The sequence below is a fragment of the Flavihumibacter sp. CACIAM 22H1 genome (genome assembly GCF_001601815.1).
Taxonomy (GTDB): Bacteria; Bacteroidota; Bacteroidia; order Chitinophagales; family Chitinophagaceae; genus Flavihumibacter.
Genome location: NZ_LUKG01000093.1, coordinates 4,248 through 15,971, shown reverse-complemented (window position 1 = coordinate 15,971; position 11,724 = coordinate 4,248). Strand labels below are relative to the sequence as shown.

10 protein-coding genes are annotated in these 11,724 nt (G+C 45.9%); 6 read left to right on the top strand and 4 right to left on the bottom strand.

The genetic code is table 11. The features are described from left to right. The coding region (locus A1D16_RS18890; protein WP_366207070.1) for a MutS2/Smr-associated SH3 domain-containing protein at positions 1 to 1,131 on the top strand (1,131 nt) is incomplete at its 5' end. A 57-nt stretch (positions 1,132 to 1,188) separates the two neighbouring features. On the opposite strand, the gene A1D16_RS18885 is transcribed toward A1D16_RS18890, so the two are convergent. After that, positions 1,189 to 1,620 carry a CBS domain-containing protein gene (locus A1D16_RS18885; RefSeq protein ID WP_290712405.1) on the bottom strand — a complete coding sequence of 144 codons (432 nt, stop codon included), beginning with the start codon at positions 1,618 to 1,620 and terminating at the stop codon, positions 1,189 to 1,191. 97 nt (positions 1,621 to 1,717) lie between these two features. On the opposite strand from A1D16_RS18885, the gene A1D16_RS18880 reads away from it, so the two are divergent. From A1D16_RS18880 to A1D16_RS18860, 5 genes are read left to right on the top strand one after another with little or no spacing between them, the layout of a single operon-like run. Beyond that, on the top strand, positions 1,718 to 4,324 hold the full coding sequence (locus A1D16_RS18880; RefSeq protein WP_290712403.1) for a glucosidase: 2,607 nt from the start codon (positions 1,718 to 1,720) through the stop codon (positions 4,322 to 4,324). Between the two features lie 2 nt (positions 4,325 to 4,326). Continuing rightward, positions 4,327 to 5,475 (top strand): P1 family peptidase, encoded by a 1,149-nt coding sequence (locus A1D16_RS18875; protein ID WP_290712401.1) that lies wholly within the window; start codon positions 4,327 to 4,329, stop codon positions 5,473 to 5,475. After that, positions 5,472 to 6,290 carry an aminotransferase class IV gene (locus A1D16_RS18870; protein ID WP_290712399.1) on the top strand — a complete coding sequence of 273 codons (819 nt, stop codon included), beginning with the start codon at positions 5,472 to 5,474 and terminating at the stop codon, positions 6,288 to 6,290. The genes A1D16_RS18875 and A1D16_RS18870 overlap by 4 nt, the downstream gene beginning before the upstream one ends. Then, a complete protein-coding gene (locus tag A1D16_RS18865; protein ID WP_290712397.1) occupies positions 6,287 to 7,252 on the top strand; it encodes a YafY family protein in 966 nt (321 codons plus the stop codon). The genes A1D16_RS18870 and A1D16_RS18865 overlap by 4 nt, the downstream gene beginning before the upstream one ends. A gap of 22 nt (positions 7,253 to 7,274) precedes the next feature. Next, entirely contained in the window at positions 7,275 to 9,605 is a 2,331-nt protein-coding gene (locus A1D16_RS18860) for a family 20 glycosylhydrolase (RefSeq protein ID WP_290712395.1), read from the top strand. Between the two features lie 3 nt (positions 9,606 to 9,608). Here A1D16_RS18860 and A1D16_RS18855 read toward each other — a convergent pair whose 3' ends face one another. The 3 genes from A1D16_RS18855 to A1D16_RS18845 all read right to left on the bottom strand — a co-directional run. Beyond that, a complete protein-coding gene (locus A1D16_RS18855; protein ID WP_290712393.1) occupies positions 9,609 to 10,592 on the bottom strand; it encodes a Gfo/Idh/MocA family oxidoreductase in 984 nt (327 codons plus the stop codon). Beyond that, positions 10,589 to 11,131, bottom strand: coding sequence for a DinB family protein (locus A1D16_RS18850; protein ID WP_290712391.1), 543 nt, complete (start codon positions 11,129 to 11,131; stop codon positions 10,589 to 10,591). Before A1D16_RS18850 ends, A1D16_RS18855 begins: the two co-directional genes overlap by 4 nt. A gap of 18 nt (positions 11,132 to 11,149) precedes the next feature. After that, a partial coding sequence (locus A1D16_RS18845; RefSeq protein ID WP_290712389.1) for an SMP-30/gluconolactonase/LRE family protein occupies positions 11,150 to 11,724 on the bottom strand: 575 nt, incomplete at its 5' end.

The following is an 11,724-nucleotide window of genomic DNA, read 5'->3' as shown; positions in this document are numbered from 1 at the left end:
ATCCCGGTAAGTCTTACACTAGATGAAAAGAACCGGATACTGGTGATCAGCGGCCCCAATGCCGGCGGTAAAACCGTTACCATGAAAACCGTTGGATTAAACCAACTGATGGTGCAGGCAGGATTACTGGTGCCCGTGCATCCTTCTTCTGTTTTCGGTATTTTTAAACAGCTGATGATTCATATCGGCGATACCCAAAGCCTTGAGTTTGAACTGAGTACTTACAGCTCTCACCTCAAAAACATGAAATATTTCATGGAGGTTGCCAATGGTAAAACCCTTTTTTTTATTGACGAACTGGGCAGCGGCTCTGATCCGAACCTTGGCGGTGCATTTGCTGAAGTGATAATGGAGGAACTGGCAAGAAAACATGCCATGGGTATTGTAACCACCCATTACCTTAACCTGAAAGTAATGGCCAATAAAACGCCCGGTATTATCAATGCGGCCATGGCCTTCGATGAGCAAAACCTGCTTCCCCTTTATAAACTGATTGTAGGCAAACCAGGATCCTCTTACACGTTTTCTATTGCGCAACGAATAGGACTGGATAAACGCTTGATCGACCGGGCCAGGACGATGGTGGATGAAGATCATTTTAGACTGGATAAGCTGCTGAACAGGACCGAACAGGACCTGCGTGAGCTGGAACAAAAAGAAAAGGAACTGAATAAGCTGCTGCGCGAAAATGAGCGACTGAAAAAAGAAATGGAACAGGTGATGGATAAAGAAAAACATCGCCAACAGGTAGAGCTGCTGAAACACCAGAATAAAATAACAGAAGACCGGATCACCTACCTTAAGGATATGGATCGAAAGATAAAACAGATCCTGATCGAGTGGAAAAAAACCGATGATAAAGAAAAAGTGATGAAAGAAATGTTTTCCCTGCTTTTCAAAAAGGATGAGCACAAAGTGGTGAACAAATTGCAGAAAAAAATCGAATCCAGGTTTGACGAAATTGCCGGGGAAATTGTGGTCGGCAGTAAGGTGAAAATGAAACGCAACCACCAGGTAGGTGAAGTAATTGAAATTCGTGGCAAAAGAGCGGTCGTAAAAATCGGTCTTCTACCGATGCAGGTCGATTTAAAAGACCTGGTAACGGTAAAGGAGAAAAAGATAGTGCAATAAACGACCCTCACCCGCCGGGGTGTAAAACTATTTCAAGGCGCTATCAGTTTTGTTATATCAGGAGTGAATATAAGACTGTAAATGTGAAATGGTTTCTTCCTGGTTTGCTATCACCGCTTTAATCACATCATTGACAGAAACAATGCCGACCAGGTAATCATTATTGAATACCGGTAGGTAACGGATATTATTGGCCGACATTAATTGCATACACTCCTCGATGGTGCTCTCCGGGCTCAACCGGGGCAACTCAGTAGACATGATATCATGCACTTTGGTATCCGTAGAAGATTTTCCCTTCAGGATTACTTTACGGGAATAATCCCGCTCTGTCATAATTCCACTGTATTGGCCAGCCGGGTCTATCACCAGTATGGAACCAATATTATGATCGCTCATAATTTTAAGCGCATCAAGTACGGTAGTGTTGGGAACCACACTTACCAGGTGCCTGTTTTTTCGGGCGAGGATGTCTGCTACTTTTTTCATACTGAAGCTTTAGAGTTCCAATTAAGATACAGATTTATTCCGAAAATGCGAAAAGCCCTGAGTCCTTATCTTTACCCCCGAACCGAAACAGCAAGCGATGAATGTAGAGCAGCAACGAATTAATGATCCGAAGTGGAAAAGATGGGGACCCTATGTGTCTGATCGTCAATGGGGTACGGTACGCGAAGACTACAGTGAAGATGGTAATACCTGGGAATATGTTTCTTATGACATGGCCCGTTCCTATGCATACCGATGGGGCGAAGACGGAATTGGAGGAATCTCCGACCACCGCCAGCAACTGTGTTTTTCACTGGGCCTTTGGAATAAAAAAGATCCCTGGATCAAAGAGCGGCTATTTGGATTAACGGGGCCGCGTGGAAACCATGGAGAAGATGTAAAAGAACTTTATTATTACCTGGATTCTACGCCCACGCATTCCTATATGAAAATGCTGTACAAGTATCCACAGCAGGCTTTTCCGTATGACCAGCTTTATGCAGAAAACGATCGTAGGAGCAGGGAAGAAGCTGAATATGAATTGCTGGATACCGGCATTTTTGACGGGGGCGATTATTTTGACGTATTCCTTGAGTATGCAAAAGCCGGCCCTACGGATATACTCATTAAAATCTCCGTTGCCAATAGGCATAAAGAAGCCGCCGCTATTTCATTATTACCCACCGTTTGGTTTCGGAATACCTGGTCATGGGGGCGAGATGACTATAAACCAGTGATGCGGGCAGATGGTACCACTGTTGTGGCTGAACATCAGAAACTTGGTAATTACCATTTGTATTGCAACGGTAATCCCGAGCTTCTTTTCTGCGAAAATGAAACCAATGCCAAGCGGCTTTATGGTAAAAAAGGAATTCAGCCCATCGCCAAAGATGGTATTAATGATTACATCGTTCAACGGAAAAGGACGGTTGTAAACAAAAATAAAACCGGCACCAAAGCTGCTGCCCATTATAACCTGATGGTGCGGGCAGGTGAAACAATAACCGTTCAGTTAAGGCTTAGTAAAGATACCCTGGAATACCCGTTTCATGATTTTGATGCCATTTTCTGGCAGCGAATGGCAGAAGCAGATGCTTTTTATGCCGATAAACAACGGGTGGTACACAACCAGGAGGATCGCATGATTCAGCGGCAGGCATTTGCCGGCATGTTATGGAGCAAGCAGTTTTACTATTATGATGTTGAACAATGGATGCAGGGCGATCCGAATAAGCCGGCACCACATAACCGCGCCTGGGGCCGGAATAATGACTGGACGCACCTGAACAATGCCGATATCATTTCGATGCCTGATAAATGGGAATATCCCTGGTATGCGGCCTGGGATCTTGCTTTTCACTGTATTCCGCTGGCTTACCTGGATCCCGCTTTTACAAAGGGGCAGTTAACCCTGCTTACCCGGGAATGGTATATGCATCCGAATGGACAGTTTCCTGCCTATGAATGGAACCTCGGTGATGTTAATCCGCCGGTCCATGCCTGGGCTACCTGGCGGGTGTATGAAATTGATAAAATCAATAACAATGGGCAGGGAGATATTAAATTCCTGGAATCGGTTTATCATAAACTTTTACTCAATTTCACCTGGTGGGTTAACCGGAAAGACCACGATGGCAACAATATTTTCCAGGGAGGCTTTCTTGGACTCGACAATATCGGGGTTTTTGACCGAAGTGCCCCTCTTCCCGGCGGCGGTCATCTCGAACAAAGTGACGGAACTTCCTGGATGGCCATGTATTGCCTGAACCTGCTTCGTATTTCACTGGAACTGGCCAAGTACAACCATGTTTATGCAGATATGGCCACGAAGTTCTTTGAACATTTTGTGTATATCGCCAAAGCCATGAATAGTTTTGGTGAAAAAGGAAATGGGCTTTGGGATGAAGACGATCAGTTCTTTTATGATGTATTAAAAAAACCGGATGGTTCTGAACAGAAATTAAGGGTGCGGTCAATGGTGGGTATCATTCCTCTCTTTGCCGTGGAAGTGATCGAACACGAGCTTTTTGAACAGATCCCGGAATTTGTGGAACGTATGGATTGGTTCCTGAAACATAAATCTTCCTACGCATCTGTAATTTCTGAGTGGTCTAATATGCTGTCCAATTCCAAACACCTTTTATCCCTGATAAGGGCCGATAAACTGGTGGCAATTTTGACCCGGCTATTGGATGAAACAGAGTTCCTGAGTGAATACGGGCTCCGGGCATTATCTAAATACCACGAAGAACATCCTTATGAAATTCAGGTAGATGGAAATCGTTTTGGGGTAAAATACCTGCCGGCTGAATCCGACAGCAGTATGTTCGGAGGCAATTCCAACTGGCGCGGACCAATCTGGTTTCCGCTGAATTACCTATTAATTGAATCCTTGCAGCGGTATCATTTTTATTATGGCGATGCGCTCAAGGTGGAGTATCCCACCGGAAGTGGAAAATTCCTGAACCTGGATCAGGTGGCAGATGAATTGTCGAAGCGATTGTTAAAACTCTTCCGGGCAGACGAACAGGGTAGAAGGGCGGTGTTCGGGCATTATGAGATACTTCAGAAAGATCCCTATTTTAAAGATTATATACTTTTTTACGAGTATTTCCACGGCGATAATGGCAGGGGAATGGGAGCTTCGCACCAGACAGGGTGGACGGGCCTGGTTTCAAAACTTTTACATCCAAGACATGCCTGAATATGAAAACTAGCAGTCGTTTAATCCTTATTGCTACTACCTGTTGTCGCAGTATTGCAAGCGGAATACAGGCACAAACCGCCCGCCAATTAGGTCTTCGGATTGGAGTGCTGGAACCTGGTACATTAAACGCAATCACAGATGTGCAGGGCGTACGGGTAGGCCATCATACCTTGATAAAAGGTGATTCCGTACGAACCGGGGTTACGGTAATACTGCCGCATGAAGGCAACCTGTTTCAGGAAAAAGTGCCTGCGGCCGTATTTGTTGGCAATGGTTTCGGAAAACTGGCCGGCTCCACCCAGGTAATGGAATTAGGTAATCTTGAAACCCCTATTGCTTTAACCAATACCCTCAGTGTTCCGGTGGCTATGCAGGCCCTGGTGGCCTATACCCTGAAACAGCCCGGCAATGAAGACGTACAATCCGTAAATGCCCTCGTAGGTGAAACCAATGACGGTTGGTTGAATGATATCCGGGGTATGCACTTGCAGGCGGCACATGTGCAGCAGGCAATTGCAGCTGCCCATACAGGCAGTCCTGAACAGGGAAATGTAGGGGCCGGTGCCGGTACCGTTTGTTTTAATTTCAAGGGTGGTATCGGAACGGCATCCCGCAAATTACCGGCCACCCTGGGTGGTTACACGGTTGGGGTGCTGGTACAGTCTAATTTTGGAGGCGTATTGCAGGTAGACGGAGTACCAGTTGGTGAAATCTGGAAACAGTTTTCCTTCAGCAACCATTTGCAAAACCGGGTGGATGGCTCCTGCATGATTGTGGTTGCTACAGATGCGCCGCTCGATAGCAGAAACCTGGAGCGCCTTGCCAAACGAGCATTTCTGGGACTTGCGAAAACCGGAGGTATTGCATCCAATGGAAGCGGAGATTACAGCATTGCTTTTTCAACGTTTAAAGAAAACCGGGTACTTCATCAGGCAAAAATACCTGTACAATCTATGCAGGTGCTCGGTAACGATGCGGTTTCGCCCCTCTTTATGGCTGCCATAGAAGCAACAGAAGAAGCTATCCTGAATTCGCTGTTCATGGCCCAATCCGTAACAGGATTCAAGGGGCATAAAATAGCTGCAATTCCACTCGATAAACTAAAGGCCTTACTGATTGACAACAAAAAAATACCCCCTACCAAATGAATTATGCATTTGTTAATGGAACACTCTGTAAAAGTGATGAAGCTGTAATCGGTATTCAGGATATGGCCCTGCAAAGGGCTTATGGAATGTTCGATTATTTCAAGATCATGGCCGCACAACCTATTTTCCTGGAGGATCACCTGGATAGGTTCTGGAATTCAGCCCGTCAACTTCGTTTGTCTGTTCCGGTTAGCAGAGCGCAGCTTACCGACCAGGTTTTTGAATTGATTGAACGGAACCAGTGGACCGATGCCGGCCTCCGGTTAACTCTTACCGCGGGCTATGCACCAGATGGCTATTCGATTCATACGCCCAACCTGCTGATGAATGGCCAGCCGGTTGAATTACCTTCAGTAATTTCAGCTAAGGGCCTGCGGCTTATCAGCTATCAACACATTCGGCAATTACCTGAAATAAAAAGTATTGATTATCTGATGGCTGTTTGGCTACAGGATAAAATAAAAGCTGCGGGCGCTGATGAGGTATTGTATCATCAGCAAGGATTCATCAGCGAATGTCCCCGGGCAAATGTTTTCCTGATTACCGGCCAGGGTGTTTTGGTAACACCTGCAGCAGGTGCTTTACCGGGGATAACGCGCAAAAAAATTCTGGAACTCGCAGCAACGAGAATGCCGGTTGAAATCAGGCCGGTTCACCTGGATGAATTCAAAACGGCCCGTGAAGCATTTATTAGCAGTACCACCAAAATAGTACATCCTATCTTTGCTGTGGATGGCCAGTTGATCGGAGAAGGCAGAACGGGCATGTTTAGTCAAACCTTATTTGATGCATATCTTCAATTATTACCGGTATGAACCGTATTGATCGCCTCACGGCTATCCTGATTCACCTGCAATCTCGCCGCCTGGTGAAGGCCCAGGAAATTGCAGATCGGTTTAATATCAGTTTACGTACGGTATACCGCGATGTCAAAGCTATTGAAGAATCCGGCGTTCCCATCATTGGCGAAGCGGGCCAGGGATATACCATTATGGAAGGCTATCGGCTGCCCCCGGTTATGTTTACCAGGGAAGAAGCCCTTTCTTTCCTTACGGCAGAAAAACTAGTGGACAAATTTACGGATGCAGGAACCCGTGATTCTTTTCAGTCGGCTATGTATAAAGTTAGGGCGGTACTACGGTCCAGCGAAAAAGACCTCCTGGAGAACGTGGAAAGTTTTATTGAGGTTTACCGGCACTGTACGTCTACTGGTATCGAACCTGACTCGAGGTTTCAGCAAACCATTCTGACGAGTGTGGCCTTGCGTAAAGCCGTAAAAATTCAGTATTTCTCTAATTATAAAAGAGAAAAAACCAGCCGTTTGATTGAACCACTTGGGCTGTTTTTTATGAATAATCAATGGCACCTGATTGCCTATTGCCGAATGCGGGCTGACTATCGCGATTTTCGGCTAGATCGTATAACGGAACTCCGCATTTCGGAAGAATCCTATTCTAAAAAACATATTTCCTTGCAGGAATACCTGCAAAAAGAACAATCTGATCAGCCGCTTACAGAAGTGGTTATACAATTGCCCAAAAAATACGTTCATTACCTGGGCGATCAGAAATATTATATGGGACTGATCCGGGAAACAGAACTGGGCGAAAATTTTGAATTACAGTTTATGACACCCTCCCTGATGGGCTTTGCCAGGTGGATCATCATGTTTGGCGATGTGGTTACCATTTGCCGTCCCTCTCAATTATTAGAAAAACTGGCTGAACTGGCAAAATCCGTGGTTGATAAAATTCATACGGTTTCGGATAGTGTTTAAATTTGCGCTACAATTTGAAAGTATGAAGCGCTGTTATTGGTTAGTTAGTATATTTTTTGTGCTGGCAGGAAAACTGTTGATTGCTCAAAACCCGGTTGGTAATAAGCAGGTATCCATCATTCCGGCTCCTATGGAAACAAAGTTGGGAACGGGAATATTTCAAATTCTGCCTTCCACCATCATTCAACTAAATGGAAAAGAAGCAGAACTGGCTGCCGCCGCTACTTTTTTCAATAGCCAACTCAAACGAATCGCCGGTTATTCCTTGTCGACCGGTACTGCAGGTACTAATTTTATCGAATTTTCTTTGAAAGAATTACCCGCGCTTAATAAGGAAGGGTATCAATTAAGTGTTCAGCCCAATAGAATCAGTATCACGGCAACCACAAAAGCCGGTTTGCTATACGGCATGCAATCTGTTTTTCAATGTTTGCCGGCTATCCGAACCAATGCTCCCCTTCAGGTTCCGGTACTGGAAATAACAGACCAGCCCCGGTTTGGTTACAGGGGTATAATGATAGATGTAAGCCGCCATTTTTTTGCACCGGAAGCTATGAAAGACATTATTGATTTACTGGCTTCCTATAAAATGAACGTATTTCACTGGCATTTGACCGATGACCCGGGCTGGAGAATTCAGATTGATAAATATCCTGCTTTAACTGATATGGCCGCTTGGAGGGTGGACAGATCTGGTATACCCTGGAATGAACGCAAAGCTGCCCAACCTGGAGAAAAAGCCAGTTATGGAGGCTATTATACAAAAGACCAGGTGCGTGAAATAGTGGCGTATGCAGCCGAACGAAATATTACGGTTATACCGGAAATTGAAATGCCCGGCCATTCAGTAGCAGCAGTATCGGCTTATCCGCAGTTATCCTGTACCGGTCAGGAACAGGCGTTGATCACTGGTGGCCAGTACCCTTCCGGTATACAAACGAATTATTGTCCGGGTAATGATAGTGTATATATTTTCCTGCAGGATGTGCTGGATGAAGTAATTGCGTTGTTTCCTTCTCCGCTGATTCATATAGGAGGCGATGAGGTGGATAAAACAGCCTGGAAAGCATGTGCAAAATGTCAGGCCAGGATGAAAAAAGAGGGATTGAAAGATGAGCATGAATTACAGAGTTATTTTATTAAACGGATGGAGCGTTATCTGAATTCCAAAGGCCGGCAGATTATTGGATGGGATGAAATACTGGAAGGAGGGCTGGCACCCGGGGCAACAGTTATGAGCTGGCGGGGAGAGGCCGGGGGAATAGAGGCGGCCAAAATGAAACACCCGGTTATTATGACACCTGGATCACCGCTTTATTTTGACCATTATCAGGCCGGTCCGGCTGGAGAACCGATTGCCTTTGGCGGGTTTAATCCACTGAAAAAAGTATATGCCTATGATCCTGTTCCTGTTGAATTAAAAGGTACTGAATTTGCACAGTATGTTTTGGGTGCACAGGCTAATTTGTGGACAGAATCGATTGAAACAAGGGAACACCTGGAATATATGTTACTACCCAGGATGCTGGCATTGGCGGAGGTAGTCTGGTCACAGACCGATAAACGCAACTGGACCGATTTCCGGCAGCGGTTGGAGACTCATTTTACCGGGTTAGCTCAAAAGGGACTTCGTTTCAGCGAAGGTAATTTTACGGTGGGCATAAAACCGGTAATCAGCAATGGACAGTTGAAAGTAGCCCTTGATACGGAAGCGCCCGACGCCACTATTCATTATACGCTCGATGGCAGCTATCCTACAACAGCAAGCCCCGTTTATACCACGCCTGTGGCTATTACCGGCAATGCAACCCTGAAAGCGATAACCGTCAAAAATGGCAAACCAAAAGGAAATGAACCGGCTGTTCAGCATTTTGTAAAACACCGGGCAACCGGAATGAATGTGCAGTATAAATTTCCTAATTCAAATTCTTATATGGCCGACGGCCCCAATGCCTTAACTGATGGCATCAGAGGTACCGAACAGGTTGGCAAGTACTGGCATGGATTCAGTGGAACGGATATGATTGCCACAATTGATCTCCAAAAAGCACAAACTGTGAAACAAGTGGTGTTGGGATGTATGCAGCATTATAAAGACTGGATATTTTTTCCAAGTTCGGTTCAGGTGGAACTGTCGTTGGATGGAAAACAATTCAGAAAAGTTGGTACTTATAGCAATAAAACATCGCCTGAAAATACGGTTTCTATGCAGGAAGATTTCAGCATTGCCTTTGCGCCTACACAAACCCGCTATATAAGGGTTACTGCAAAGGTATTGCCTGCATGCCCCAAGGGCCATCCTGGCGAAGGAAAACCGGCCTGGTTATTTGTTGACGAACTGCTGGTAAAATAAGTGTTATTCTAAAGGGAAGTGCAGGCCGATCTGTTGCCTGACTTCCCACATTATTTCCTGAATTCGCATGGATTCTTCAAAGCTCATTACCGGGCTTTCCGATAAACCCTGCAGCAAACAATCGGTTACATGTTGCATTTCAAAATGAAACCCCCTCGTAGTTCTGCCATCGCTAAAGCAGTCTATTAATTCATCCTCGTTGTTGTAAAGTTCAATGGCGGTAGAGCGCCAGAAGGAGGGTAGTTTAATATATCCATTGCTGCCAAAAAGATAACCGGTATTGGTTCCTTTTGATACAATTGAAGAATACAGATTAGCACTGGTGCCGCTGTATTCGAGATGTATACCCGTGCACTCATCCACCCCTGTGGAAGAAAGCCGGGCGGAAGCTTGTATGCGCTGCGGCTTCTGGTGCATGAAATAGTTGGCAAAAGCAATGGGATAAATGCCGATATCAAGGAGGGAACCACCTGCCAGTGCCGGATTCCATAACCGCTCTACTTCAGGTCCGGAGGGGAAACAGAAATCGGCCTGGATTCGTTTTAATTCGCCTATACGCCCCTCCGTTACCCAGTTTTTTGCCTCTGCTAAAGCAGGAATAAAATAGGTCCACATAGCTTCCATAAGAAAAACCTGTTGCTGTTTTGCAAGTGCAACCAATTGTTGGTATTGACCTGGATGAACGGTTACCGGTTTTTCGCAAAGCACAGCTTTACCGGCGCGCATTGCCTGTGCCGCCTGTTCGAAATGGAAATTATGCGGGGTAGCAATATAAATTGCATCAAGTTGCGGATGGTTGTATAAACCCGCATAATCACAGGTTTCAGGAATGGAAAATGCCGATGCAAACTGGGCTGATTTTTCCGGGCTACGGGAAGCTACTGCAACCAGTTCGGCCTGTTGCAGGTACTGAAAATCGGTAGCAAAGGCGCGGGCAATTTTTCCTGCGCCGAGTATACCCCAACGAATAGTGTTGTTTTTTGTCATTCTTTTTGAGTTGCCTGTTGGTATAATTCTAGTTGAACACGGGCTGTTACCAATACCTGGCCGGTATGGCGCATCATATGCTCTGCTGCATGAAATACTAATCCCAGTTGTGTAGTGGGAATTTTTTTTCTGCCAATAGTTCGGATCAGCTCCGGTGCGTCGGCTTGCATTTTTCCAACGGCAGCCAGTGTTTTATGTACCTGGTAGGAAACGCGGAAAAGTAGTTCGGAACAGGTCTGGTTACCGTCTGCTTTACCTTCCTGTTGCAGGTATTGGAGCTGTTCGTTGGTAAGTGAAAGGCCCTGCGCATAGGTCAACAGGCGATCCAAAACGCCTGTTATGTGCTGGAGATGAAACCCAACAGATGCCATACCGTATAAAGGTTGCCAGAGCAGTGCGTCCGGGAAATCTGTTAAGGCATGCATTAACTCATCCCTTGCCTGCAGTATTGCGTGCGCGGACGGCTGAAATACGGGCAGCAATCCTTCCAATGGGCCCCGTTGCCACCATTCGGCGGCTGTAGTTTCAGGTGTTGGCATAAGCTGTTTGTTAACCGGTTAGCGAAGTTTCACCCGTAAAAGGTTCATGTCGGCCGTGATATAAAGCGTTTTGTCGTCATCAGCCAAGGCTACATTGGAACTTGCCACGGGAAGTTTAATTCTTCCCAGGGGTTTACCTTCGGCATTGAAAATCCAGATACCTCCCGGGCCGGTGGCAAATACATTGCCCTTTGCATCTACTTTAAAGCCGTCAGGTCCGCCCGGGGCAGTTTTTGCATAGGAACTGGCGTCAAAGAATATTCGTGGGTTCACCAGGCTGTCACCTGGTCCCAGGTCGTATGCATACCAGATAGCTCTTTCCGATTCAGAATTCGCCACCAGCAGGGTTTTTCCACCTGGCAAAAAGCCGATTCCGTTTGGACGGGGTATGCTATCCACCAGCAAATCTACTTCTCCGGTTGTACGTACCCGGTATACGCCCTGATAGGGAGCTGCCTTGCTACTGTCATCAATAAATTTTTCGAGTCCGTAAGGAGGGTCGGTAAAATAAATTGCTCCGCTGGGATGAAGAACGGCATCATTGGGGCTATCAAATTTTTTACCCTTGTACTCGCTGGCTATTGTTACAAATA

Coding starts and splice junctions, on each gene's coding strand:
- A1D16_RS18885 (WP_290712405.1), bottom strand. CDS start 1,620: ATGAAAAAAGTAGCAGACATCCTCGCCCGAAAAAACAGGCACCTGGTA.
- A1D16_RS18850 (WP_290712391.1), bottom strand. CDS start 11,131: ATGCCAACACCTGAAACTACAGCCGCCGAATGGTGGCAACGGGGCCCA.
- A1D16_RS18880 (WP_290712403.1), top strand. CDS start 1,718: ATGAATGTAGAGCAGCAACGAATTAATGATCCGAAGTGGAAAAGATGG.
- A1D16_RS18865 (WP_290712397.1), top strand. CDS start 6,287: ATGAACCGTATTGATCGCCTCACGGCTATCCTGATTCACCTGCAATCT.
- A1D16_RS18860 (WP_290712395.1), top strand. CDS start 7,275: ATGAAGCGCTGTTATTGGTTAGTTAGTATATTTTTTGTGCTGGCAGGA.
- A1D16_RS18870 (WP_290712399.1), top strand. CDS start 5,472: ATGAATTATGCATTTGTTAATGGAACACTCTGTAAAAGTGATGAAGCT.
- A1D16_RS18875 (WP_290712401.1), top strand. CDS start 4,327: ATGAAAACTAGCAGTCGTTTAATCCTTATTGCTACTACCTGTTGTCGC.
- A1D16_RS18855 (WP_290712393.1), bottom strand. CDS start 10,592: ATGACAAAAAACAACACTATTCGTTGGGGTATACTCGGCGCAGGAAAA.